This is a genomic window from Paractinoplanes brasiliensis, assembly GCF_004362215.1.
In the GTDB taxonomy this organism is placed as follows: domain Bacteria; phylum Actinomycetota; class Actinomycetes; order Mycobacteriales; family Micromonosporaceae; genus Actinoplanes; species Actinoplanes brasiliensis.
Genome location: NZ_SNWR01000001.1, coordinates 6974440 through 6999754 on the forward strand (window position 1 = coordinate 6974440; position 25315 = coordinate 6999754).

At 72.0% G+C, this 25315-nt stretch carries 20 protein-coding genes and 1 pseudogene; 9 read left to right on the plus strand and 12 right to left on the minus strand.

Annotation, left to right across the window (positions count from 1 at the left end; genetic code table 11):
• Positions 1-16: 16 nt before the first annotated feature.
• Together C8E87_RS31135 and C8E87_RS31140 are read left to right on the plus strand one after the other, a co-directional pair.
• Positions 17-1267, plus strand: a complete 1251-nt coding sequence (locus C8E87_RS31135; RefSeq protein WP_133876377.1) for an ATP-binding protein — start codon at positions 17-19, stop codon at positions 1265-1267.
• The gene (locus C8E87_RS31140; protein ID WP_133876378.1) at positions 1264-2472 is read left to right on the plus strand and encodes a hypothetical protein; all 1209 of its coding nucleotides are present in this window, start codon (positions 1264-1266) and stop codon (positions 2470-2472) included. Before C8E87_RS31135 ends, C8E87_RS31140 begins: the two co-directional genes overlap by 4 nt.
• A 378-nt stretch (positions 2473-2850) precedes the next feature.
• On the opposite strand, the pseudogene C8E87_RS31145 reads toward C8E87_RS31140, so the two are convergent.
• The 3 genes and pseudogenes from C8E87_RS31145 to C8E87_RS31155 form a co-directional block, all read right to left on the minus strand.
• Positions 2851-3570, minus strand: a pseudogene (locus C8E87_RS31145) (YcnI family protein); the annotation flags it as partial.
• A gap of 81 nt (positions 3571-3651) precedes the next feature.
• Entirely contained in the window at positions 3652-5004 is a 1353-nt protein-coding gene (locus C8E87_RS31150; RefSeq protein WP_133876379.1) for a sensor histidine kinase, read from the minus strand.
• Positions 5001-5663: a response regulator transcription factor gene (locus C8E87_RS31155; RefSeq protein WP_133876380.1), complete on the minus strand. Its 663-nt coding sequence runs from the start codon at positions 5661-5663 to the stop codon at positions 5001-5003. The genes C8E87_RS31150 and C8E87_RS31155 overlap by 4 nt, the downstream gene beginning before the upstream one ends.
• 103 nt (positions 5664-5766) lie before the next feature.
• Here C8E87_RS31155 and C8E87_RS31160 point away from each other — a divergent pair, with 103 nt between their 5' ends.
• The 4 genes from C8E87_RS31160 to C8E87_RS31175 all read left to right on the plus strand — a co-directional run bounded on the left by C8E87_RS31160 (position 5767) and on the right by C8E87_RS31175 (position 9802).
• Positions 5767-6897 carry a LolA family protein gene (locus C8E87_RS31160; protein ID WP_133876381.1) on the plus strand — a complete coding sequence of 377 codons (1131 nt, stop codon included), beginning with the start codon at positions 5767-5769 and terminating at the stop codon, positions 6895-6897.
• A 79-nt stretch (positions 6898-6976) separates the two neighbouring features.
• A complete protein-coding gene (trpB, locus tag C8E87_RS31165) occupies positions 6977-8128 on the plus strand; it encodes a tryptophan synthase subunit beta (protein ID WP_133876382.1) in 1152 nt (383 codons plus the stop codon).
• Between the two features lie 194 nt (positions 8129-8322).
• The gene (gene trpA / locus C8E87_RS31170) at positions 8323-9111 is read left to right on the plus strand and encodes a tryptophan synthase subunit alpha (protein ID WP_133876383.1); all 789 of its coding nucleotides are present in this window, start codon (positions 8323-8325) and stop codon (positions 9109-9111) included.
• A gap of 28 nt (positions 9112-9139) precedes the next feature.
• The gene (locus C8E87_RS31175; protein WP_239080537.1) at positions 9140-9802 is read left to right on the plus strand and encodes a GntR family transcriptional regulator; all 663 of its coding nucleotides are present in this window, start codon (positions 9140-9142) and stop codon (positions 9800-9802) included.
• On the opposite strand, the gene C8E87_RS31180 is transcribed toward C8E87_RS31175, so the two are convergent.
• Positions 9790-10059 (minus strand): DUF2277 domain-containing protein, encoded by a 270-nt coding sequence (locus C8E87_RS31180; RefSeq protein WP_133876385.1) that lies wholly within the window; start codon positions 10057-10059, stop codon positions 9790-9792. The genes C8E87_RS31175 and C8E87_RS31180 overlap by 13 nt on opposite strands.
• A 74-nt stretch (positions 10060-10133) precedes the next feature.
• On the opposite strand from C8E87_RS31180, the gene C8E87_RS31185 reads away from it, so the two are divergent.
• Positions 10134-10517 (plus strand): DnaJ family domain-containing protein, encoded by a 384-nt coding sequence (locus tag C8E87_RS31185; protein ID WP_133876386.1) that lies wholly within the window; start codon positions 10134-10136, stop codon positions 10515-10517.
• Here C8E87_RS31185 and C8E87_RS31190 read toward each other — a convergent pair.
• From C8E87_RS31190 to C8E87_RS31220, 7 genes are all read right to left on the minus strand, one after another.
• Positions 10506-11936 carry a DUF6114 domain-containing protein gene (locus C8E87_RS31190; RefSeq protein WP_133876387.1) on the minus strand — a complete coding sequence of 477 codons (1431 nt, stop codon included), beginning with the start codon at positions 11934-11936 and terminating at the stop codon, positions 10506-10508. The genes C8E87_RS31185 and C8E87_RS31190 overlap by 12 nt on opposite strands.
• A gap of 5 nt (positions 11937-11941) precedes the next feature.
• Entirely contained in the window at positions 11942-12580 is a 639-nt protein-coding gene (locus C8E87_RS31195) for a DUF6230 family protein (protein WP_133876388.1), read from the minus strand.
• A 313-nt stretch (positions 12581-12893) separates the two neighbouring features.
• Complete coding sequence (locus C8E87_RS31200; RefSeq protein WP_133876389.1) at positions 12894-15506, minus strand: molybdopterin-dependent oxidoreductase; 2613 nt, start codon at positions 15504-15506, stop codon at positions 12894-12896.
• A complete protein-coding gene (locus C8E87_RS31205) occupies positions 15503-16282 on the minus strand; it encodes an FAD binding domain-containing protein (protein WP_133876390.1) in 780 nt (259 codons plus the stop codon). Before C8E87_RS31205 ends, C8E87_RS31200 begins: the two co-directional genes overlap by 4 nt.
• A 29-nt stretch (positions 16283-16311) precedes the next feature.
• Positions 16312-17742 (minus strand): hypothetical protein, encoded by a 1431-nt coding sequence (locus C8E87_RS31210; protein ID WP_133876391.1) that lies wholly within the window; start codon positions 17740-17742, stop codon positions 16312-16314.
• Positions 17743-17790: 48 nt separating this feature from the next.
• Positions 17791-19938 (minus strand): RICIN domain-containing protein, encoded by a 2148-nt coding sequence (locus tag C8E87_RS31215; protein ID WP_239080536.1) that lies wholly within the window; start codon positions 19936-19938, stop codon positions 17791-17793.
• Between the two features lie 307 nt (positions 19939-20245).
• Positions 20246-21124 carry an SDR family oxidoreductase gene (locus tag C8E87_RS31220; RefSeq protein ID WP_133876393.1) on the minus strand — a complete coding sequence of 293 codons (879 nt, stop codon included), beginning with the start codon at positions 21122-21124 and terminating at the stop codon, positions 20246-20248.
• Positions 21125-21243: 119 nt separating this feature from the next.
• On the opposite strand from C8E87_RS31220, the gene C8E87_RS31225 reads away from it, so the two are divergent.
• Both C8E87_RS31225 and C8E87_RS31230 read left to right on the plus strand, forming a co-directional pair.
• Positions 21244-21822, plus strand: a complete 579-nt coding sequence (locus C8E87_RS31225) for a TetR family transcriptional regulator (protein WP_133876394.1) — start codon at positions 21244-21246, stop codon at positions 21820-21822.
• A gap of 523 nt (positions 21823-22345) precedes the next feature.
• Positions 22346-24016: an FAD-binding dehydrogenase gene (locus C8E87_RS31230; protein WP_133876395.1), complete on the plus strand. Its 1671-nt coding sequence runs from the start codon at positions 22346-22348 to the stop codon at positions 24014-24016.
• 181 nt (positions 24017-24197) lie between these two features.
• On the opposite strand, the gene C8E87_RS31235 is transcribed toward C8E87_RS31230, so the two are convergent.
• Complete coding sequence (locus C8E87_RS31235) at positions 24198-25196, minus strand: ricin-type beta-trefoil lectin domain protein (protein ID WP_133876396.1); 999 nt, start codon at positions 25194-25196, stop codon at positions 24198-24200.
• Positions 25197-25315 lie beyond the last annotated feature (119 nt).

The following is a 25315-nucleotide window of genomic DNA, read 5'->3' on the forward strand; positions in this document are numbered from 1 at the left end:
GGCATAATTCGGTGTCATGAGCGACTCGCCCTTGATCGACAGCCTCGCCGCGGCCGTCGAGGCCCGGCCCGACGACCTGACGCTGCGCCTGCACCTCGCCGAGCTGCTGGTGGGCGCCGGGCGGGGCGCCGAGGCGATCGGGCACGCCGCCCAGGTTCTGGCCCGCGAGCCCGGCAACGCGACGGCGCAGCAGCTCATGACCTCCGCGCTGAGCGGCCCGGCCCACACGCCCGCGCCGGCAGCGCCCACACCGCCGCCGGCAGCGCCCACGCCGCCGCCCGCCCGGGACCAGGGTGTCGACTGGGCCGCCCTCGAGGAAGACCTGGGCGACATCGTGCCGCCCCGCTTCTCGCACGAGCCCGAGCCCGTCCGCGGCCACGACGACCGCACGTTCGACGTCGAGAAGTCCACGATCACGCTGGCCGACGTCGGCGGCATGCAGGAGGTGAAGAAGCGGCTCGACATCTCGTTCCTCGGCCCGCTCAAGAACCCCAAGCTGCGCTCGCTGTTCGGCAAGAGCCTGCGCGGCGGGCTGCTGCTCTACGGCCCGCCCGGCTGCGGCAAGACATTCCTGGCCCGCGCGGTGGCCGGCGAGATGGGCGCCGCGTTCATCTCCCTGTCGATCACCGACGTGCTGAACATGTGGGTCGGCAGCTCCGAGCGCAACCTGCACGATTTGTTCCAGTCGGCGCGCGGGCACGCCCCGTGCGTGCTGTTCCTCGACGAGATCGACGCGCTGGGCCACAAGCGCAGCCAGCTCAACTCGTCGTCGATGCGTACGGTGGTCAATCAGCTGCTGACCGAGCTCGACGGCGTCGACGGCAACAACGACGGCGTGTTCGTGCTGGCCGCCACCAACGCGCCGTGGGACATCGACTCCGCGCTGCGGCGGCCCGGCCGGCTCGACCGCACCCTGCTCGTGCTGCCGCCCGACAAGCCGGCCCGCGCCGCGATCCTGCAGTACCACCTGCGCGACCGCCCGGTGGCCGGCGTCGACCTGGACAGGGTGGCCGACGCGACCGAGAACTGTTCGGGCGCCGACCTGGCCCACGTGTGCGAGACCGCGGCCGAGTTCGCCATGCGCGACTCGATCGCCACCGGTGAGATCCGCATGATCAACCAGCAGGACATGCTGGCCGCCGTACGGGAGGTCCGCCCCTCCACCGACGGCTGGTTCGCCACCGCCCGCAACGTCGCCATGTTCGCCAACGAGTCCGGGGAGTACGACGACCTCGCGGCCTACCTGAAGAAGCGCAAGAAACGGTGACGGCGCCGCCCGGGGCGTACTGGCGGGCGCAGCGGCTGGCCGAGGTCGGGCACTACGAGCAGGCCGAACGGATCGCCCGCGAGGGACTGGCCGAGGCGCCCGCCGACGGCTGGCTGCTCACGCTGCTCGCCTCTGTGCTGCGGCTGCGCACGGAGTACGCGGCCGCCCTGCGTACGGCCGACGCCGCCGTCGCCGCCGCGCCCCAGCTGGCCGAGGCGCACCTGGAACGGGCCGAGACCCTGATCCTGTTGCTGCGCGCGAAGGAGGCGATCGGCGCCGCGGCCGAGGGGGTGCGGCTGGATCCGGCGGCCGCATCCGGGCATTTCGTGCTGGCCCGCGCGCTGGCCGCCGCCCGCGACTACGACCGGGCCCGGGCCGCCGCCGCGCACGGCCGTACGCTCGCGCCGCGCTCGGTCGAGGGCCTGCTCACGGTCGCCGACGTGGAACGGGACGCGGGCAACCGGGATCCCGCCCTGGCGGCCGCCCGCGCGGCGCTGGCGATCGACCCCGGCAACGCGTACGGGCGCTGGTTGATCGCCATGCTGGATGCCGAGCGGCTGCGGGTGCGCCGATCGATGCGCGCGCTGCGTGACGTGGCGCGGGACAACCCGGGCCGCGCCGACGTGGTGTCGATGACGTGGCCGATCCGTGGCGTGCTCAGCGGCCTGCGGCGGGGGCTGGCCGCGAGCGCCGCCCTGGTTTGTGTGCTGCTGCTGGTCGCGCACTGGTGGTGGGAGCCGGCCGAGTTGTTCGCGCGGGTCGTGTCGGCCGTCCTGGCCGCCGTGATGGCCGGGTTCGCGGCCCGGGTGCTGGTCCCGGCGGGCCGGTTGCCGTGGCGCTGCCTGGGGCTGCTGCCGCCGCTCATGCGCCGGGCCGACGTGGCCGGGCTGGCCGTGACCGCCACCGGGGTCGCTCTGCTGGGACTGTACGCCGGGCTGGCGTGGTGGCCGCTGCCGGTGATCGCGCTGGCCCTCACGCCGGTGCTGTGGCTGCTGGGCCTGACCGAAGTGCTGGGCGCGGGCCTCGACGACCCGGGCGGACGGCAGGCACTGAGCGACTGGGTCGACGACCTGCGCGAATGGTGGCGCACCACGAAGCAGTCCCTGCGCGAGGCGGGCAACGACCAGCCCGGAAGCGATCAGAAGCAGAACGAGCGGCCCGCCGGCGACCAGCCGGGAAGCGATCAGCCCGGAAGCGATCAGTAACGGAACGAGCGGCCCGCCGGCGACCAGCCGGGGAGCGATCAGCCCGGAAGCGATCAGTAACGGAACGAGCGGCCCGCCGGCGACCAGCCGGGGAGCGATCAGCCCGGAAGCGATCAGTAACGGAACGACCGGCCCGCTGACAATCAGCCCGGAAACGACCAGGGGTGGAACGGCCGGCCCGGACCGCGGAACGGCCCGGCCGACCGGTAGGGGCCCGGACGACGAGGCCGACCGCGGAACAGCCCGGCCTGCTGACTACTTTTCCGGGGCGGAGGCGGCAGGACCGGCAGGACCGGCGGGGGCGGCGGGGACGGCAGGACCGGCGGAGGCGGCAGGACCGGGGGCGGCGGAGGCGGCAGGACCGGCGGAGGCGGCGGGGGCGGCCTCGGCCGGGCGACGGGCCGAGCGCGCGTAGGCCAGCATGGCGACGATCAGCGCCAGCACCCCCGCGACCAGTCCCGCGATCCCGAAAGCGTCCGGCCCGCCCGACTCCTCGGCCGGAGCGGCCTCGGCAGCCGCCGAGGCGGCCGGGGCAGCGGCGGCGGAGTCGCTGCCCTCGGCGCCGGCCGCGGTCAGCTTCAGCACCGGCGCGGGCGACTCCGGCTCACTGCCGTCGGCGGCCGGCTCGTCGATCCAGCGCACGATGTTGCCGTCCGAGTACGTCTGCAGCGTCTTGAAGATCATGTCGCCGGACTCGGGGAGCGGGCCCAGCACGACGTCGAACTCCTGGAACTGACCGGGCTTGACCTCCGACCCGGCCTTGGCCGTCCACGTGATCTTCGAGACGGCCTCGGTGATCTGCGCGCCGTGCGCCTCGAGCGGCTTGGCGAGCTTGCCGACCGTGGTGGCGACGTCCCAGCCGTCGATCGGCTTGACCGACACCGAGGCGACGGGCTTGTCGGCGGGCAGATTGACCTCGACCTTGGTCGTCGAGCCCTCGTCGCTCTCGTTGGGCACCCGGAAGGTGACCTTGGAGTATCCGCCGGCCGTCGCGGTGCCGGGGTTCACCGTGACGTGCGCGGCGGCGGGGGCGGCCAGCGCGAGGGTGAAGCCGATGACGGTGGCGCCGACCAGAACCGAGCGCTTGATGAGGGACATCCTTGTCGAACCTTCCGTGGGGGACAGACCTGGCTGGACGTTGGTCGCTCCCGGCCGCGAAACAGTTCCCGGCGAATTTGCTCAGCGCAGAGCCGGCAGCCGCACGTCGACCCGCAGCCCCGGAGACGCATCACTCAACGTCACGATACCGCCGTGCCGCCGCACCAGTTCCCGCACGATCGCCAGCCCCAGCCCGGACCCGCCGGCGTCCCGTGCGCGGGCGTCGTCGAGCCTGGTGAAGCGGTCGAAGACGCGTTCGCGGTCGGCCTCGGGGATGCCCGGCCCGTCGTCGGTCACGGTGATCACCCGGAACGTCCCGTCGGCGCGCACCGTGGCCCGCACGCTCGACCGGGCGTGACGTACGGCATTGTCGAGCAGGTTGGCCACCACGCGGCCCAGCGCGTCGGGCTCGCCGGTCACCTCCATCGGTTCCGGCGGGGGATCGTAGGTCACCGTCGGATAGCGGTCGGCCACGTCGCCGACCAGCGCGCGCAGGTCGACCGAGCGGAACGGCGCCGAGATCACCCGGCCGCCGCCGTCGTCCGAGCGGGCCAGCAGCAGCAGGTCGTCGACCAGGCGGCTGAGCCGTTCGACGTCGGTGAGCAGGTCGGCCGAGAGCGCCGTCCAGTCGGTGTCGGGCAGCCGCTGCGCCACCTCGAGCTCGGTGCGCATGTTGGTCAGCGGGCTGCGCAGCTCGTGGGCCGCGTCGGCGACGAACGCGCGCTGGCGCACCCGGGCCGACTCGAGCCGGTGCAGCATCCCGTTCAGCGTCACCGCCAGCCGATGGATCTCGTCGCGCGATTCCGGCACCGGCAGGCGGCCCTCCCGGGTGCCGCCGGTGATCTCCTCGGCCCCGGACCGCAGCGCGTCGACCGGGTGCAGGGCGGCGCCCAGGGCCCGCCACAGCACGATCGCCAGCAGCGTGATGATCAGCGGGAACGTGATCAGCAGGGCCAGCTGCAGGATGCGTACGCCCTGCTGCAGGTCGTTGGTCGAGCGGGCGACCAGCACCCGCACCGGGTCGGTGGGCGGCCCGGCGCTCAGCATCACCACGCGCGCGTCACCGGGCAGGCCCACCCGGCTGCCCGGGATGTCGCGCACCTCGCCGTCGCCGAGCCCGCGCAGCTCGTCCTCGTGCAGCATCGGCACCAGCCGGTCGGCGCCCGCCGAGATCGCCAGCACCCGCCCCTGCGCGTCGATGACCTGCACCTGCAGGGCCGGGTTGGCCTCGATCCGCTGGCTCAGCGAGTTCTGGTCGATGAGCTTGACGACGCCGCGCGCGGTCTCCAGCGTCTCGGTGCTGATCGCCCGCAGCAGCGCGAAGTTGAGGGCCCCGACCAGCAGCGCGCCCCCGGCGGCCAGCCCGACGGTCAGCGCCAGCACCGAGACCAGCACGAGCCGGGCCCGGAGGCTGATCTCGCGGGGGCGTCTCATCCCACCGCTGCCAGGCGGTAACCCGCCCCCCGTACGGTCTCGAGCCTGTCCCGGCCGATTTTGCGGCGCAGGTAGCCCACGTAGACCTCGACGGCGTTGGGCGCGGTCTCGACGGCGGCGTCCCACACGTGGTCGAGCAGCTCGATCTTGCTGACCACCTCGCCGGGCCGGCGCATGAGGTACTCGAGCAGCGCGAACTCGCGGGCCGTGAGCGTCACCTCGGCCCCGGCCACCATCACCCGGCGCTCGGCCGGGTCGAGCTCGACGTCCCCGTGGCGCAGCACCACCGGCCGCTCGTGCACCCCGCGCCGCAGCAGCGCCCGCAACCGGGCCAGCAGCACCACGTACGAGAAAGGCTTGGTCAGGTAGTCGTCGGCGCCGCAGTCGAGACCGTCGGCCTGGTCGTACTCGCCGTCCTTGGCCGACAGCATCAGCACCGGCACCCAGTTCTGCTCGGCGCGCAGCTGCCGCACCACCCGATAACCGCTGAGCCTGGGCAGCATCACGTCCAGGATCATGGCGTCGTAGCCGCCGTGCCGGGCCATCTCGAGCCCGTCCTGACCGTCGCCCGACACATCGACCGCGAAGCCCTCGGCCTGCAATCCACGCTGCAGCGCGGCCGCGAGCCGCGCCTCGTCCTCCACCACCAGCAACCGCACCTCATTACCTTTGCACGGAAGGGGCAACCCTTAGGGGCCGCTCTCAGCCCGGTCACAGCGGTGATGGCGCACTCTTGTGACAGATCAACGGGAGGTGGACATCGTGTCCGTGTTCAGGTCAAGGTCGGCACTTCGGTGGCTCGTGCCGTCGGCCGCAGCCGTCGTCGTCATCGGCGGTGGCGCGGCGGCGGGGACGATCATCGCCAGCGCCGACCCTTCGCTGCCCGAGCGCAGCGCCGCGCAGCTCCTCGTCGACCTGCAGAACGCCAAGGTCGACGGGCTCAGCGGCACCATCGTGCAGAGCGCCGATCTGGGGCTGCCCAAGATCGCCGGGCTGACCGACGACGCGTCCGGTCAGCTGGGCCTGGCCGGCCTTGTCGCGGGCAGCAACACCGCGCGGGTCTGGTACGCTGGCGAGGACAAGGCGCGGATCGCGCTGCTGGGCACCCAGGGTGAGACGGACGTCATCCGCAACGGCCCGGACGTGTGGTTCTGGCAGTCGCAGGAGAACGCGGCCACGCACCTGAAGGTGCCGGCGGGCGCCGAGAACAAGAAGCCGGAGGCGTTGCCGTCCGGCATTCCGTCCTCGCCGCAGGAGGCCGCGGACGCGGCGCTGGCGGCGATCGACGAGAGCACCGCGGTGACGACGACCGGCGCGGCCAAGGTGGCCGACCGGGACGCGTACGAGCTGGTGCTCAGCCCCAAGGCGCAGGAGTCGCTGATCGGCCAGGTGCGCCTGGCGATCGACGCCGAGAAGCACATTCCGCTCCGCGTGGACGTGTACGCCAAGCACGCCACCAGCCCGGCCGTCCGGGTGGCGTTCCAGCAGATCAGCTTCGACACGCCCGACCCGCAGCAGTTCGTCTTCAACCCGCCGCCGGGCACCAAGGTGACCGAGGCGAACAGCGCACAGCTCGAGAAGGACGCCGAGAAGGCGGGCAAGCCGACGCCCGAGCAGCAGAAGGCCCGGGCCGAGGACGCCGGTGTGAAGGTGATCGGCGAGGGCTGGGCATCGGTCGTGACGGCCAAGCTGCCGAAGGCCGACGCGGCCGCCGGTGAGGAGGCCAAGCAGGCCGACGACATGCTGGGCATGCTGCCCGAGGCCAGCGGGGCGTGGGGCAAGGGCCGGATCTTCTCCGGGTCGCTGTTCAGCGTGCTGCTGACCGACGACGGCCGGGTCTTCGCGGGCGCTGTCGCGCCGGAGACGCTGTACCAGGCGGCGGCCAAGAAGTAAGCGGTCTCCAATAGTTCTAGAACTCTCCCCGGCATCTGTGTCACACTGCCGAAGAGAGTTCTAGAACTTTGGAGGCGTGATGCCCATCCTCATGACGGAACCGGCCGCCGGTCGCTTCGGCGACTTCGGCGGCCGGTTCGTCCCCGAATCGCTCGTCCCGGCCTGCGACGCCCTGGCCGTGGCCTTCCGGGACGCCTGGGCCGACCCCGCGTTCCGGGCCGAGCTCGACGACCTGCTCGCCGTCTACGCCGGCCGCCCCACCCCGCTCACCCCGGCCCGCAACCTCTCGGCCGCCCTCGGTGTCGAACTGCTGCTGAAGCGGGAAGACCTCGCCCACACCGGCTCCCACAAAATCAACAACGTGCTGGGGCAGGGGCTGCTGGCCCGCCGCACGGGCAAGCGCCGGATCATCGCCGAGACCGGCGCCGGCCAGCACGGGGTCGCCGCGGCCACCGCCGCCGCCCTGCTCGGTCTCGAGGCCACCATTTTCATGGGGGAGCGGGACATCGAGCGGCAGCAGCTCAACGTCCTGCGCATGACCACGCTCGGCGCCACCGTCGTCCCGGTCACCACCGGCAGCCGTACGCTCTCCGACGCCACCAACGAGGCGATGCGCGCGTGGGTGGCCGACGTGGACGACGCCCACTTCCTGCTCGGCTCGGTCGGCGGACCCCACCCGTACCCGTGGATGGTGCGGGAACTGCAGCGGGTCATCGGCGACGAGGCCCGGCGGCAGGCCCCGTACGTCCCCGACGTCGTCGTGGCGTGCGTCGGCGGCGGCTCCAACGCGGCCGGGACGTTCGCCGGGTTCGAGGACACGACGGCGCGGCTGGTCGGGGTCGAGGCCGCGGGCGGCGCGGCGATGTCGTGCGGCCGCCCCGGTGTGGTGCACGGCTCCCGCTCGATGGTGCTGCAGGACCCCGACGGGCAGGTCGCCGAGGCCACCTCGATCGCCGCGGGCCTGGACTACCCGGGCATCGGGCCCGAACACGCCTTCCTGGGCTCGGCCGGCCGCGCCGAATACCACTCGGTCAAGGACGACGAGGTGATCGCGGCGGTGCGGCGGCTGGCCCGCGCCGAGGGCATCATCTGCGCCCTGGAGTCGGCGCACGCGGTGGCCTGGGTGCTGCGTGAGGCGGGCGGACCGCTGCTGCCCACCGGCTCGCGGGTGGTGCTGACCCTCTCGGGGCGCGGCGACAAGGACATGGCGACGCTGGGGGAGACGGCATGACCGACTGCACCGGAGTCAGCGCAGTGTCCGTAGGGCCAGGAGGGCATGCCCATACGCACAGCATGACCGACTGCACCGGAGTCAGCGCAGTGTCCGTAGGGCCAGGAGGGCATGCCCATACGCACGGCATGACCGACTGCACCGGAGTCAGCGCAGTGTCCGTAGGGCCAGGAGGGCATGCCCAGACGCACAGCATGACGCTCTTGGTGCCCTACCTGACCGCCGGTGTCACCGAGAACTGGATCGACCACCTGCTCGCGCTGCAGGAGGCGGGGGCGGACGCGATCGAGGTGGGGCTGCCGTTCTCCGACCCGATGCTTGACGGCGCCACGATCCAGCAGGCCTCGGGCCGGGCTCTCGCCCGCGGTGTCACTGTCGCCTCGGTCCTCGCCGAGATCAAAGACGCCCCCGTACGCGTTCCGCTGATCGCTTTCACGTACGCGAACCTGGTGTTCCGGCCGGGCGCCGCCACGTTCTGCCGCCGGCTCGCCGAGGCCGGCTTCCGCGGGCTGATCGTGCCCGACCTGCCGCTCGACGAGGCCGCCGGTGTCGAACGGGCCGCCGCCGACGCCGGTATCGAGCTGACGCTGCTGGTCGCCCCGGTGACGCCGGACGACCGGCTGGCCGAGATCGTGGCCCGCAGCCGTGGGTACGTCTACGCGGTCAGCCGCATGGGCACGACCGGCGAACGCGACTCGCTCGCCTCGTCGGCCGGCGCCCTGGCCGCCCGGATCAAGGCCGTCTCGACGCTGCCGGTGCTGGTCGGTTTCGGGGTGTCGGGGCCCGAGCAGGCGGTCGAGGCGGGACGCGCCGGGGACGGTGTCGTGATCGGATCGGCGCTGATGCGTAGGGTTCTCGACGGAGCCACGCCCGCCGACCTGGGAGCCGAGGTCGCGGCGGTGCGCGCCGCCCTCGACCACGCCGACCAGGAGGCCAGCGCTGACCACGCCTCGCACGCCGAAGTATCAGGTCATCGCGGCTGACCTGAGCGCCAAGATCCGTAGCGGGGAGTTGCCGCCCGGATCGGCCCTGCCGCCGCAGAAGGAGCTGAGCGGGTCGTACGGCGTCACGCTGGCGACGCTGCGGCAGGCGCTGCAGCAGCTCGAGGCCGACGGCCTGCTCTCGCAGCAGCCGGGCCGGGGCACGTTCGTCGCCGAGCCGCGCGCCGCCTACCGTCTGGACTCGCTGCGCGGCTTCGCCGAGGATCTGCGCGCTCAGGGGCACCTGGTGACCACGCAGATCCTCGGGCAGGCGGTGGGCACGCCCCCGGCCTGGGCCGCCGCGCACCTGGGGGAGCAGCCGCCCGCCGTACGTCTGGAGCGGCTGCGCCTGCTGGCCGGGCGCCCGGCCGTGCACCAGGTGTCGTGGATCCGCGGGGCCGCGCTGGCCGAGTCGGATCTGAGCGACACCTCGCTGTATCAGGCGCTGGCCGGCCACGGCATCGTCGTGCAGCGGGCGAGCGAGGCCGTGCGTCCGGGCTCGCTCGATCAGGCCACGGCCGCCCTGCTGCGCCAGCCGGCGGGCACCCCCGCGTTCCTGTCCGAGCGGGTCACCTATGGCCTGGACGACCGCGCGCTGGTGGCCGACCGGGCGACGATCCTCGGCACGATGATGGAGATCCGCACCGAGCGGGCCGTCACCGGGCTGTCGGTGAGCTGGGCTCAGCTGGCGTAGCGTTTCTCGGCCCGCGCCCGCGCCTTGGCCGCCTCGGCCTCGCGGTTTTTCGGCGGCGCGGTGGTGACCAGCTCGCCCAGCAGCTCGGCGGTGGCGGCGGCCACGGCGGCCACCGCCCGGTCGAACGCGGCCTGGTTGGCCTGCGACGGCCGGGTGCTGCCGGCGACCTTGCGCACGTACTGCAGGGCGGCGGCGTGGATCTCGTCGCCCGTCGCGGGCGGTTCGAAGTTGTGCAGCTGGTGGATGTTACGGCACACGGCGGGACCTCCGGGTGACGGGAACGCGACGTCAGCCAAGTTACGCCACCGGTACGACGAAATACGATGGACGCATGACGCACTGGTACGAGTCCTCCATCGACCGGCAGCTGCGTGAGGCCACCGAGCGCGGCGAGTTCGACAACCTGCCCGGCCTGGGCAAACCGCTGCCCGATCACGGCAAGGACTACGAGGAGGACTGGTGGGTCAAGGACTGGCTGGAGCGCGAGGGCGCGACCGCCGGGGTCATCCCGCCGACGCTCGCCCTGCGCCGCGAGACCGAGGAGCTTGAGGCCCGGGTCGACCGCCTGCGCAGCGAACGCGAGGTGCGCGACTACGTGGAGGACCTGAACGAGCGGATCCACCGGGCCACGGTCGGGCGGATGGACGGCCCTCCGGTGGTCCTGCGCAAGCTCCACGCCGACCGGGTGGTCGACGCGTGGCGGTCACGCCACTGAGCGGATGTTCAGCGGGTCCGCGGTCAGCGTGTCGCAGCGGACGTACGCCAGCTTGATCGTCACCTTGGTGAACCAGAGCACCGGCAGTGTCAGGGGTGGCGGCGACTCCGGTGTGAAGGTCACCGGGATCAGGCCGAACAGGTTGCCCTTGAACTCGGGCGTGTAGAACTTCACGTCGCCGTCGGTCACCAGCTCGTTGCTCTTGATGACCGTCTGTGCCCGGCCCGGCTCGTCCATGGTCAGCGTGAAGGGTTTGTTCACGGCCTTGTCCATGCTGAACTTGAGCGCCTTGAAGGTGCCCTTGGCCGTCGGCATGTCGACGACGCCGTCGTAGGTCGAGTCGTACATGGTCAGCGAGTCGACCTTCATGACCCCGGGTGTCGCCGCGACCCGCGGGATGTCGTCGGCGCTCGCCGTCCTGCCCAGCACCCGCGGGCCCAGGCAGGGGATCTCCTCGGCCGAGACGGTGGGGGTGGGGCTTTCCGTCCGGGCCGGGCTCGTCGTGGCGGCGGTCGCCGGGGCCGGGGCCGCGGGGGAGGCGGTGGGCGACGGCGTCGGCGACTCGCTCGGTGAAGGCGACGGCGACTCCTTGCCGCCGATGCCGAGCAGATCGCCCACGCCGTCGAAGAAGTCGCCGATCCCGTCGAGGAACTCGTTGCCGGCGCCCTCGTCGTCCTCCCCGCCCTCCGCGCCCGCCGGAGCGGACGCGGAGGGGGTGGGCTGCGGACTGCCGGAAACCGTGGGGGGCGGTTTCGGCGTCGCGGAGCCCGAGGGGGAGGCCGGCGCGGAGGACGTCTGCGAGGTGCGGGACGGGAGCCCCTCGGGACATTCCTCGGCGCGGGCCGGGGAACCGCTGCCTGCCACCAGCACGCCGCCGGTCACCGCCGTCGCCAGCAGGACCGCGGCGAGCGCGCGGGGGTTGTCGAACCGGCCGTCGTTCAGGCCGGGCACGATCGTGGTGTCGCCCTCCGCGCCGGCCGGGCGCAGGGGCTGGGTCGGCTCGGGGTCGCTGTTGTCCGGCGCGTCGGGGGTGGGGGCGCCGGACGGCGGGGCTGCCTTGGCGCGCGGCGGCCCCCACGCGATGACCAGCGCGCCGCCGACGATGCCGAGCAGCATGCCCACGAAGAACCCGCCGAGGTTGAGCCCGACGAACGTGTAGAGCGCGGTGAGCAGGCCGATGATGCCGTAGAAGACGCGCTGGGCCGGGCTGAACCAGGCCAGCACGCCGCACAGCAGGAGCAGCAGCGGCAGCAGGTAGGACAGGAAGCCCTGCGGGCCGAGGTGGACCTCGAGGTTGCCGAGGTTCATGTTGGCGGTGTACAGCAGCTCCAGGGCCGCCAGCACCAGGAAGAAGCCGCCCCAGAACGGCCGCGTGCGCCGCCACGTCCGGAACCTGCTCCAGAAATTGTCCTGCGGCATGATGATCAGCCCTGGTAGCACTCTTTGCCGCTGTCACCGAGGAAGAGCTTGAGGCTCATCCCGGTCAGCTTGAACGTCGACGCCGAGGTCATGTACGCCTTCTGCTTGAGCCCCACGATGGTCACGTCGGTGGCCTGCTGGCCGAACGCGCCGGCCTCGCCGTGCTGCTTCTGCCCGTCGGCGTCGAGGGTGGAGGCGTCCTGGCCGATGTCGATGTTTCCGAAGGTGGCGTCGCCGCTCAGCTCGGACATGCCGATCAGCAGGTCCTCGGCCTGGGCGGGCTTGTCCGGGTCGGTGCCGGCCTCGATGCGCAGCACGACCGGCCCGGCCGCCACCGACTGGCACAGCTTGTGGATGTCGGCCGACTTGATGCCCGACATGGCGGCCACCACGTACTTCTCGCCGGTGCTCTTCTGCACCTGCTCGGTCGGCAGCTTCTTGCTGTACTGGGTGAAGCCCTTGCCCTCGAGCCGGTCGGCGGTCAGCTTGAACTGGGTGCCCGAGACCGAGAAGCTGGCTGCCAGCGCGCCGTTGGCCAGGGCGATGACCAGACCCCCGGCGACCAGCGCGGGCACCCCCACCGCGACGGCGAAACGGCGCCAGTCGGTGCGTCCGAACTGCGGATCGCTCTGCGCGTCCTCCACGGGTCCTCCTCGTGACCTCGGGCCGGTTCGCATCGAGGGCCGCCGCTGTGGTCGCGGGCGTCGTCAGTGAGCTCCGTCGATGCCGTCCGTTAACGTCCGGGAAATGTTGCCGTCCGGGAACGTCCCCGACAAGGGGTCGGCTACTAGTCGGTAACCTAACTTGCCGGATCCATGTGACGCTGCGTGACGGCGGGCTCGGCAGCCGTACGAATTGCCTGGTGTGACGGTCACCACGCGTGAGAATCCATTGATTGTCACGGATCGGTCACAAAACCCAGCAAGTTCCCAGGAACGGGCGCCACCGGCGGTCCCGTCACTGAGCGTGGCGCAATGCCCACCAGATCCGGTCCCGTGTGAAGGGCAACTCGGTCAGCCGTACGCCGGTGGCGTCGCGCACGGCGTTGGCCAGCGCCGGGGCCACCGGGTTGAACGGGCTCTCGCTCATCGACTTCGCGCCCAGCGGCCCGATCGCGTCGTCGGTGCCGGCGAACAACACCTCCGTGCGCGGGACGTCCGCGAACGTCGGCAGGTGGTACTGCCGGAACCCGGTCGTGGTGACATGCCCGTCCGGCCCGATGTCGACGTGCTCGGCCAGGGCCGCCCCGAGCGCCTGGGCCACCCCGCCCTCGACCTGCCCCCGGCACTGCAGCGGGTTCATCACCGTGCCCGCGTCGGCGCTGTGCACGCTACGCAGGATCCGCAGCTCGCCGGTGTCCGGGTCGACCGCCACCCGGAACCACTGCACGTTGAACGCCACCGACCGCGGGCTGCCGCCCCAGTGCCCCTCGGCGGTGAAGGGGGCCGGGCGGGCGGCCAGTTCCTCCAGCACCGCCTCGGTCAGCTCGGCGTCCCCGGCCTCGGCCCGCAGCAGCGCGTGCAGGCCGCGAGCCGCGTGCAGCACCGCCTTGCCGGCCACGACCACCCCCGTCGACGCGAACGCCCCGGTGTCGTGGCGCACCACGTCGGTGTCGGACTGCCGTATCGTGACCTTCTCCGGCGTCGTGTCCAGCGCGTCCGCGGCGATCTGGGTGTGCACGGTCGTGCTGCCGTTGCCGAATTCCGCCGTGCCGACCGCGATCTCGAACCGCCCGCCGGGCAGCAGCGTCGCCGTCGCGTCCGCGTAGTGCCCGCCGGGCGGCCCGGCCGCGATCATCGCCACTGCCATGCCGTCGCCCACCAGCCATCCCTCGGGCGCCGGCTCCCCGGGCCGGGCGGCGGCTTCGCGGACGTGATCGAGGCACTGGTCCAACCCGTACGAGGCAATGGTCAGGTCCTCGGCATGGTCGCCGGGCGCCGTCAGGTGGTCGCCCGGCCGCACGATGTTGCGTTCCCGCAGCACGATCGGGTCGACGCCGAGCCGCCGGGCCAGCTCGTCGAGCGCCGACTCGACAGCGAACGAGACCTGCCCCAGCCCGTACCCGCGGAAGGCGCCCGCCGGGACAGTGTTGGTGTGGACGCACCAGGCGTCGACGCGCATGTTGGCGCAACGGTAGACCGCGATCGACTCGTGGCAGCCGTGGAACATGACGGCGGGCCCGTGATTCCCGTACGCCCCGGTGTCCGAGACCACCCGCAGCTGCAGCGCGGTGAGGGTCCCGTCGGCCCGCGCGCCCACCTTGATCCCGACCGTGAACGGGTGCCGGGTGGTGGCCGACGTGAACTGCTCGGCCCGCGTGTACTCGTGCCGCACCGGCTTGCCCGTACGCAGCACCGCCAGCGCCACGAGATCCTCGACCAGCATCTCCTGCTTGCCGCCGAACCCGCCGCCGACCCGGCCCGCGATCACCCGCACCCGATCCTCGGGCAGGTCGTAGAGCTTGGCCAGGGCACGGCGGGTCAGGAACGGCGTCTGCGTGCTGGCGCGCACCACGAGCCGGCCGTCCTCGTCGAGCCACCCCACCGCGCCGTGCGTCTCGAGGCTGGCGTGCTGCACGCGCGGGGTCCGGAACGTCTCCTCGTAGATCTCGTCGGCCTCGGCGAACCCGGCCTCCGGATCACCCAGGTCGGCGTGCCGCTCGGCGACCACGTTGCGCTCGGCCCCCGGGTGCAGCTGCGGGGCGCCCTCGGCCATGGCCGCCTCGGGCGTGAGCACAGCGGGCAGCACCTCGTAGTCGACGGCGAGCGCACGGACGCCTTCCTCGGCGGCGGCCTCGCTGGTGGCGACGACGGCGGCCACCCGCTGCCCGGCGAAGCGCACGACGTCGTCGAGCACCCGGGTGTCCCACGGGTCCTCCGAGGCGTGCTCGTGCTGGGCGGTCGAGAACCGGGCGGCGGGCGCGTCGGCGTGGGTGAGCACCAGCTCGACCCCGGGCACGGCGAGCGCGGCCTCGGTGCGTACGGCAATGACCCGGGCATGCGGATGGGGTGAGCGCAGCACCTTGAGATGCCGCACGCCGGGCACGTCCAGGTCGAAGGTGTAGCGGGCGGCGCCGGTGACGACCTGGGGGCCGGCCGGGGCGCCGAGGCTCGCGCCGACCGCTTTCCCGGCGACCGGTTCGGCCACGTTGACCACTCCGGCCACGGCGTCGGCGATCGCGCGATATCCCGTACAGCGGCAGAGGTTGCCTTTGAAGGCGCGCGGCAGGTCGGTGAGCTGATCGTCGGTCAGGGCCGCGGTCGTCATGATCAGGCCGGCCGTGCAGAACCCGCACTGGAACCCCTGCGCGTCGAGGAACCGCCGTTGCACCGGATGCAGTTCCCCGTCGGCGGCCAGTCCCTCGACCGTGGTGATCTCGCGATCGGCCGCGCGGAACGCCGGATACACGCACGAGTGCACCGGCTTGCCGTCCACATGCACCGTGCAGGCGCCGCAGTCCCCGGTGTCACAACCCTTCTTGACCCCGTACGCCCCCTCCTCGCGCAGATAGGTGCGCAGGCACTGGCCGGGGCGGGGCGGCCGGTCGTGCTCGCTTCCGTTGATCCTCATGCCAGCTCCGCCCGGATCTGCTCGGCGTACAACCGCGTGAGGTGCCGGCGCCACGCGGGCAGCCCGTGCACGTCGTCGATGTAGGCGTCCTCTCCGATCCGCTCGGTCAGCGCCACCGACACCAGCTCGGCCGAGGGCGGCTCGGGGAACCGCAAAACGTACGGCCGCCGGGTCGCCGCCGTCACGGTCAGTGTCGTGGTCGCGTCCGCGTCGCGCCGCCCGATCACCAGCACGCCCGAGCGCCCATGGGCGTGCAAAGACCCTTGCCTGTACGCCGTCACGGCGGCCAGCGCCGAAGCGGGCAGGAACATCGAGCGCAACAGTTCGCCGTCGCGCAGCACGGTGGCGCCCTCACCGGTCACGAACTCGGCGACACCGACCGTTCGTCCGCCCTCGGGGCCCTGCAGCAGCACTGTGCCGTCGAGCGCGGCGCCCAGCGCGATCATCGGCCCGGCCGGGAGCGCGGCACACAGGTTGCCGCCGACGGTCGCCACGTTCCAGATCTTGAAGGAGGCCAGGAACGCGTGGCAGCAGCGTTCGGCGATGTCGTAACCGCTCGCCGCCAGCTCGGCGATCGTGCAGGTGGCGGCGATCTCGAGGCCGTCTTCGCGCAAGGTCAGCGCGGGCCAGCCGGCCGTGGTCAGATCGAGCAGGCGGGTCACGTGCGGGCGGGGCTCGCCGAACAGCGCCGTGCCCCCGCCCAGCCACGCGTCACCCGGGCGCCACTGGCCCGGGCCGGCCGGGCTGACGACCTCGACGACGGTGTTCAGGTCCACGCACGTACGTTACGCGTGTCGTGTTTCGGTTACCGCACGATCAGGGTTGTGACGGCCACCGTGGCTGCCCACAGTGTCAACAACAACAGAGGCCGGCGCGGGGTCTCGATGTAGGGCGGTGGAGGCAGCGGGCTGAGCGCGAGGGCCCGGATCCGGGTGTCGCGCAGTGCGGCCACCAGCTGATCGGCCGTGCGCTGCTGCGACCGGGCCGGCCAGGGCGGCGGCACCGGCACGTTGAGCACGGCCTCACCCGCGGTCAGCACCACCGTGCCCTCGTCGTCGTGCACGACCGCGCTGTCGGTGGCCCACGGCTCCCGGCTGAGCCCGCGGAAGCCGACCGCCGCGACGCCGCCCGCGTGCCAGCGCAGGCGGGGCCGCAGCTGCGAGCGCCAGCCGAACTCGAACCCGGCCGCCGCGGCAACCGCCGCCACCACGATCAGCCCTCCCGGGGGCAGCCCGGCCAGGTGCGCGACCTCGGTGAGGGCCAGCGCGGCGCCCAGGCCGATGGCGATCGTGGCGGTCCAGGCCCGTTGCGGCGAGATGCGGTGCTCCCGCGGAACGAACGCGCCGGCGTCACGGTCGGCGGGCCGCAGCGCGTCCGGGTCGACCAACTGCTCCTCGTCGTCCTCGATCTCGCGGGGCAGGCCCTCGACCACGTCGTACGGGACCTCGACGACCTCGCCGACCGGGCCGACCGGCACGTGCAGCCGCCGGTCCACCTCGAGCGCGCACCAGCTGCCCGGGATCGGGTCGCCGTAGAGCACCGCGGCCTCGGTGTGCACGTCGTCCTCGTCGTGCCGGGGTTCGGGCTCGGCGACGTCGAACGCGAACTCGAGCGCCGTCCGGCCGTCCTCGGCGGGCAGCAGGACGTGCACGTGACCCTCCTGCTCGACCGCGCGTACAGAGTGCACGGGCTGGGGGACGGTGAACAGGCGGCGGAGCGCGGACTGATGGCGTACGGCCCGGGCCAGCAGCGCGCAACCCAGCGAGAAGGCGCAGATCGTGCCGGCCAGCCAGGGAACGGCCGCGTCGTCGACGGCGACCCACACCACCCCGGCCGCCGCCACCAGCAGCAGCGCGAACCCGGTCACCTCGGCCGGGGCGGCCACATGCGGGAGGGCGTACGGGGGAGGGGGTTTGCGGTGGGGGACGGGAAGCGGCGGGGGTGGCCGGTCGAGGCGTGACACCAGGATCGCGACGACCGCGTAGCCCCAGGTGGCGAAGACCGTGCCGGGGGAGCCGGCGAGCGGGGTCCAGAGCACCGCGCCGAGCACAGCGGCCCAGACGGCGGCGACCCGGTGGGCGTACACCATGAGAGCGGGCCCGATCAGCACTCCCAGCCCCACCCATCGAGCCGCCGGGGCAGGGTCGGTGGGGCCGCCGAAAACGCCGAAGACCAGCAGGAACGTGACGAGGCCGGCGACCGGAACGGCCGTGTCCACCCGCATCAGCCAGCGCATGACTCCATGGTCATGCGCCGGCCGATGTTTTGTGGCGGTTTGCAGGTGTTACGGGCCGCTGACGAGCGGCGTCATCTGGTGGCCGCTGTTCACTGTCTGACCGGTGTTGTTGATGACGCTGACGATCGTGCCGGTGCCGCCGAGCGAGACCGTCACCATGTCACGGAACCGCACACCGGATTTGACCGGCACCTCGAAGGCCCGCTGCGCCACCACCGACGGGTTGACGTTGAAGTAGCAGTAGCTGCCCAGACCCCATGCCTCGTGGGTGTTGACCGAATCGGCGACCTTGTACGCCGCCCAGCCGCGCGTCGAGCCGTTCATCCAGGCGGCCTGGTTCGGCGGGTCGTACGGCATCTCGTTCTGATAGAAGTACGTGCGGCCGCGGTCGCCGTTCCAGATCGTCTGATACTGCTGGTAGTGCTCGACGAACAGGCCGTAGAAGGTGACGTCGTTGCCGTTGACGATCAGGCCGTTGCGCCCGGTGTTGATGTTCCAGCCGTACGTGCCGTCGTTGCCGTGATCGGCGCGCCAGATCCAGGCGTGGTCACCGATCACGTGGCTGCTGTTGACCTGGACGCTGACGGTCGCCTTGCCGGCGATCGAGCCGCCGACCCGCACGAACACGTCGGACAGCACTGTCGGGTCGGCCGCGTGCGAGGCCGACGAGCCGGCCGGGCCCACCTGCAGCAGGGTGTTCGAGTTGGTGGTGCCCGCGTCGAAGAGCACCCCGGCCAGCCGTACGCCACCCACGTCGGCGATGTTCATCGCGTTCACGCCGCCGGTGGGGACGAACGTGGCCAGGCCCAGGCCGAGGATCACGGTGCCGGCCCGGGTCACGTTCAGGGGCTGGTCGATGTTGTAGACCCCCGGCGTGACGAGCAGGTTCTTGCCGGACGCGAGGGCGGCGTTGATCGTCGAGGCGGTGTCACCGGGCTTGACGACATAGAACGTGCCGATCGGCAGCGACGAGCCCGCGGGGTTGCCGTTCGCCCAGGTCGTGCCGCTCGTGTTACTGCGCAGGGCGGGCACGAAGACCTGGTACGCGCCGGTGGAGTCGACGTACAGGTAGGGCTTCTCGGCCACCAGCGGGGTGGTGTTCAGCGTCGTGAACGGCGGGGTCGGGAAGCTCTGGGCCGGGGCGCCGGGGGAGCCGACGAACACCTGGTTCCAGTTCGAGCCGTTCCAGCTGCCCATCTGCGAGTTGCGGGTCAGGAACTGCTGCTGGCTGCCGGACTGGATCTGCCCGTCGATCTTCGAGTCGGCGATGAACCCGCCCGACGACCAGCCCCCGTCGGAGAGGGCGAGGTTTCCCCGTACGTGCATCCGGCGGTACGGCGCGGCCTGGCTCACGGCCCAGCGGTCGAGGCCGTCCTGCGGGGTGACGCTGAGGCCCTCGGCGGAGCGCCAGAAGTTCTGGGTCGCGTTCTGCGAGCCGTCGGGCCACCAGTCGGCCTCGACGTGCACGTGGCCGTTGATGTTGGTCTGGTCGGGGACGAGGCCGAGCCCGGCGACCTGGGTGAAGAACCCGACGTTGACGTCGACGTTGTAGTTTCCGGGCTTGAACAGCAGGGCGTGGCGGGCGGTGCCGAACTGGTTCCTCACCTGCTGGTTGAACACCGAGTTGAGCTTGGCCTGGATGGTGACCGCGCTCATGCTCGGGTCGAAGATCGCCACGTTAGGCCCCAAGTCCGGATTTGTCGGGTTCGGGGGGACGGTGGTGGGCGGGTTCGTGGGGGTGCCGGACATGGTCCACTTCTGGTTGGCGCCGCCGCCGCACGACCACAACTGCAGCTTCGCGCCGTCGGCGAGGTTGTTGTCCTTGATGTCGAGGCACTTGCCTGCCCTGACGTTGACCAGGTCGCGGGCCGCGTTCAGGGTCCACTGCTGGCTGGTCAGGCCCGCGAAGCAATCCCACATGTGCACGACGGCGCCGTCGTTGGTCGCGCCGTTGGCCACGTCGAGGCACTTGCCGAGGCCGCGGACCGAGCCGTCGTCGCCGATCGTCCACGTCTGATTGGGGCCACCGGCGCAGGACCACATCTGGGGCTGATTGCCGTTGGCCGTGCTGCCGTTGGTCACGTCCAGGCACTTGCCGTTGGCGGCGGAGGTGATTGCCCCGGTCGTCGCCGCGAACGCCTGCCCCGCTCCCGTGACAGCCAGAGCCGCGGCCACGACAGCAACCATCGCAGTCATAGCCGCACCCATCCTGACCCTCCTGGGCGCCGAAGTCCCTGGCGTCGCGATCCTTATCGCGGCGGTCCTCAATCTCGCCGCCCAAGGCATGACTTCTCGTTTCATTTCCGGCACTCCTCTGTGGATGCCGGCAGGGGGATGCTTCTGTGCATGGGGATCTCCCGAGAGTGGGGACGGGGAACCGGAAAGTGAGTTAACAGTTCCCACCCGGGGAGATCCCGGTCAAGCTGATATCGACGTACTTAAGAATCCCTTAATGGTTCCGGAACAAGAGAGCGCTCTCTTAGTTCTTGCCTTGGTTCCTGGCTTAGTTGAAGTAGTGGCCGGCTTCGAGATCCTCCATGAGCGTCGGCCCCGCCGGTTCCCAGCCGAGCAACTCCCGGGTGATCGTGTTGGAGGCGGGGCTGTCCAGGGCGAACATGGGTCCGATCCACCCGAGGTCCTCCGGGCCGGCCGGCTCGGCCGGAACCCCCAGCCCGCGCCCGATCGCCTCGGCGATCTCGCGGGCAGTCACCGATTCCTCGGCGACGGCATGCAGGACTGCGCCGGCCGGGGCCTTCTCGATCGCGAGCCGGAACACCGTCGCGGCGTCGCTGCGGTGAACGGCGGTCCACCGGTTCGCGCCGTCGCCGGCATACCCCGCCGTCTTGCGCTCGCGTGCCGCCTTGATCAGCGCGGGCACGAAACCGCCGTCGCCCTCGCCGTGCACCGTCGGGGCAAGCCGTACGACCTGAGCCCGCACACCGCGCTCGACCAGCGCGAGCGCTGCGTCCGCCGACTGCTGGCGCGGGTGGGCCGTGGCCGGGTCGGGCCGGTCGCGTTCGGTGATCACCTGGCCCGGCAGCACGCCGAGGGTGCCCGAGGCGATGGCGAACGGCCGGCCGCTGTCCTCGAGGGCCTCGCCGATGGCCGCGATGGCCGCTCGGTCCTTGCGCAGCGACTCCGCGAAGTTCCCGAAATCGTGCACGAACGCCAGGTGGATGACGGCGTCGGCGTTGCGGGCGCCGTCCCGCAGCAGGTCGAGCGAGTCGAGGTCGCCGCGCAGAACGTGGGCGCCGGTCGCGGCGACGGCTCGGGCCTTCTCGGCTGAGCGGGCCAGGCCGACCACCTCGTGGCCGCGGGCGATCAGGTCGGGCACCACGGCCGAGCCGATCCAGCCGGAAGCGCCGGTGACGAAAACGCGCATGACAGTTCCTTCTCTCTGTTGCATGTCAGCGACTGACATCACCGTACGCTTCATGTCAGCAACTGTCATCAGATCCGGCAATGTGATGTCAGAGACTGTCATCGGGTAGGATGGCGGTCGTGGGACGCTGGGAGCCGAACGCGCAGGCCCGCCTCCGCCAGGCGGCGCTCGACCTCTACTCGTCCCGCGGTTTCGAGAACACGACGGTCGCCGAGATCGCCGAGGCCGCCGGCCTCACCGAGCGCACCTTCTTCCGGCACTTCACCGACAAACGCGAGGTGCTGTTCGCCGGCTCCGAGCGGCTGCAGCAACTGCTGGCCGAGACCGCAGCCGCGTCCTTCGAGGCCGCCGGCCCGTCCGGCGCGGTGGCCACCGCCTTCGAACACGCCGCCCAGACGTACTTCCCCGAACTGCCCTATGCGCGCCAGCGCCAGAGCATCATCGACGCCAACCCGCCCCTCCAGGAACGCGAGCTGGCCAAACTCAACGGCGTAGCCGCCGCGCTGGCCGAGGTGCTCCGCGGGCGCGGGGTGCCCGAGCCGTCCGCCGCCGTGGCCGCCGAGTCGGGCGTGGCCGCCTTCAAGGTCGCGTTCGCCCGCTGGGTGACCGACCCGGCTGACCGCGCCCTGATCGACCACATGCGCGAGGCCTTCGACGCCCAGCGACTCCTTTTCGCCGCACCCACCCCAACCCGATAGGCCGCCCCGACCCCGGCCACCTCCTGCCACCCTGCCTGACGCGCACCGGGCCCACCCGCGAGAACGCGTGCTTCTACGGCACTCGCTCGCAGCGCCTCGCCTCGTTCCCGCCCTGTCGCTGCCGTCGAGCTGACCCCACCACCGGCCGAGGCTGCCCGGCACCTCGCCGTGGCCGGTGACCTGCTCTGCCGGGGCCGGTGATCGGCTCTGCCGTGGCCGGTGACCTGCTCTGCCGTGACCGGTGACCGGCTCTGCCGCGGCCGGTGACCTGCTCCGGGCACGCCTCGCCCGGCCGCAATGCCGGCGCGTCCAGCCGTGGCCGGTGACCGGCTCTGCCGCGGCCGGTGACCGGCCCTGGGCCGCGACGCGCAGGCCAACCGGTCCGCTGATCGCGCCGCCGGCCAACCGGTCCGCTGATCGCGCCGCCGGCCAACCGGTCCGCTGATCGCCGTCGGCCACAGCGTCTCGGGTCGGCGGCACCTAACCTGAGATTTTCTCGGGATTTCCGGTACCCTGCCGGACCATGGACGCAGACGTCATCGTTGTCGGAGGCGGGCTCGCCGGGCTCGCCGCGGTTCACGAGCTCACCCGGGCCGGCAAGCGGGTCCTGCTGGTCGACCAGGAGAACGCGGCCAACCTCGGCGGGCAGGCGTTCTGGTCCTTCGGCGGCCTGTTCCTCGTCGACACGCCCGAGCAGCGGCGCATGCGTGTCGCCGACTCGTTCGATCTGGCCTGGAGCGACTGGCAGGGCAGCGCGGGCTTCGACCGGCTCGACGACCAGGACTCCTGGAGCTACAAGTGGGCCCGCGCCTATGTGGAGTTCGCGTCCGGTGAAAAGCGGGCCTGGCTGTCGTCGCTCGGCCTGTCCTGGTTGCCGACCGTCGGCTGGGCCGAGCGTGGCAGCCTGCGCGCAGACGGCCACGGCAACTCGGTGCCACGCTTCCACGTCACGTGGGGCACGGGCACCGGCGTGGTCGCACCCTTCGTCCGGTCGATCGAGGACGCGGCGGCCCGCGGGCTCGTGACGTTCCGCTACCGGCACCGCGTCGACGAGCTCATCGTGGACAACGGCGCGGTCACCGGCGTACGGGGGAAGGTTTTGGCTCCTGCCGACGAGGCCCGCGGCGAGCCGACCAGCCGCGAGGAGACCGGCGACTTCAGCCTGACGGCGCAAGCGGTGGTGGTCGCGTCCGGTGGCATCGGCGGCAACCACGACCTCGTACGCAAATACTGGCCCGACCGGCTGGGCACGGCGCCCGCCCAAATGATCACGGGCGTTCCCGCGTACGTCGATGGCCGCATGCTGGAGATCTCGGCGAGTGCGGGAGCGAGGCTCGTCAACCGGGACCGTATGTGGCATTACACCGAGGGCATCCAGAACTGGAACCCGATCTGGCCCGGCCACGGCATCCGCATCCTGCCCGCGCCGTCGTCGATGTGGTTCGACGCCCTCGGCCGGCGCCTGCCCGCGCCCTGCCTGCCCGGTTACGACACGATGAGCACACTGCGGCACCTGCGGACGACGCCCGACATCGCGCAGTACGACCACTCCTGGTTCATCCTCACGCAGAAGATCATCGAGAAGGAGTTCGCGCTTTCCGGCTCCGAGCAGAACCCCGACATCACCTCCGGCGACAAGCGGGCCTTCCTGCGTGAACGCCTGCTCGGCAAGGGCGCCCCGGCCCCGGTCGAGGCGTTCAAGCGCAAGGGCGCCGACTTCGTGGTCGCGTCCAACCTGGACGACCTGGTCGCCGGGATGAACAAGCTCACCGACCAGCCCCTGCTGGACGCGGCCCGCATCCGCAGCCAGATCGAGGCCCGCGACCTGCAGATGGCCAACCCGTACTCGAAGGACGCGCAGGTCCAGGGCATCCGCAACTCGCGGCGCTACCTGGGCGACCGGATCGGGCGGACGGCCACCCCGCACCGCATCCTCGACCCCGCCGCGGGCCCGCTGATCGGCATCAAACTGCACATCCTGACCCGCAAGACCCTGGGCGGCATCCAAACGGACCTGGACTCACGCGCCCTGACCGCCGACGGCACCCCGATCCCCGGTCTTTACGCCGCGGGCGAGGCAGCCGGTTTCGGTGGTGGCGGCGTTCACGGCTACAACGCGCTGGAAGGCACCTTCCTGGGTGGCTGCCTCTTCACCGGCCGGAACGCCGGCCGCCACCTCTCCCGGACCTTGTAGCCAACCCGACCCCGATCGGTGTCCCCGGCCCGGCGCATGGTGCGCCCGCGACCGGTGCGTCGAACAGCCCCCCGGTCGCCCGGATGGGGTGCGAGACGCATCTTGCACAGCGCGGAGAGGCGGTCGGGCTCGTCGTACCGGGTGGCCGGGCTGGATCGGGTGGCCGGGCCGCATCGGGTTGTCAGGGGAACGACCAGCGCTGGCTTGCGGAGCCTGTGCAGTCGGTGACGAGGACGCGAGTCCCGGACTTGCGGCCCGCGGACGGGTCGGTCAGGCAGCCGTTGTTCGCGGCGTTGAGCAGGCGCTGCCCCGAGACACGCCACTGCGCTGTGGTTCGTCCGTCGCAGCCGACCACCTCGACCGCGCCGCCACCCACGAGCAGGGCGCATTTGCCCATGACTCGCAGGGTGCCGTCCCTGGCCAAGGTCCAGCTCTGCGCGACCGAGTTGTTGCACTCGAAGGCGAGCACGAAGTTCCCGTCGAGGGGCAGAGCGCCGTTGAGGTCGAGGCACAGGCCGTTCTGGCCGCGGATCACGCCCGTGCGGTCGTTCGGCGGCGGCTCGGGCGCCACCAGCTGCGGGTTGCCGGTCGGCGTGGTCTTGTTGCCGCCGGTTGCCGAGGGGGTCAGCGAGATCGGGGTCGGCGGGCTGCCGGCGCTGGGCGGCGACGATCCGGACGGCGGCGCGCCGGCGCTCACGGAAGCAGAGGCCGATGTCGCGGCGGCGCCTGTGCTTCCGGGGCGGGCTCCCCGCCCAGCCGGAGCGCCCGCGACCGGTGGCGTGACGGGGGCACTGGTGGTCAGGGGCGCTTCAGCCGCAGGGATCTCGGCGCCGGGCTCGGTGGCGACCGAGGGCCGCACGTCCTCGGAGCGCAGCGTCGCATAACCCGCCGCGGTCGCACCCAGCACCACCGCGGCAGCGGCCGCAGCCATGACGATCAACCGCCGGCGACCCTGATTGCCGGAGCCGGCCCCGCGCGGAGCGTGTTTGCGCTTGAACGGCAGATGCAGGATCGCGGTCGGCGCGTCGGAGCCCTCGAGCGCATGCTGCGATCGCACCTCGCGGGTCGACGCCGCGGGCCAGGTCTGGGTCGACTCGTCGTCGAGCGCTCCGGAATCGCGCAGCACGAACGGCCGTACGAGCAGGGGATCCTGCTCGTCGTTCTGGTCACCGTCCGTCACGCTTCACCCGCCGCCATCGAGTCTGCACAAGACGATCGGCCGCCCAAGATACCCGTGATGATCGTGATTCCGCCGTCCCGTGAACATCCGACTTTCCGCCCGTTGCGGCCGTCCGGGCA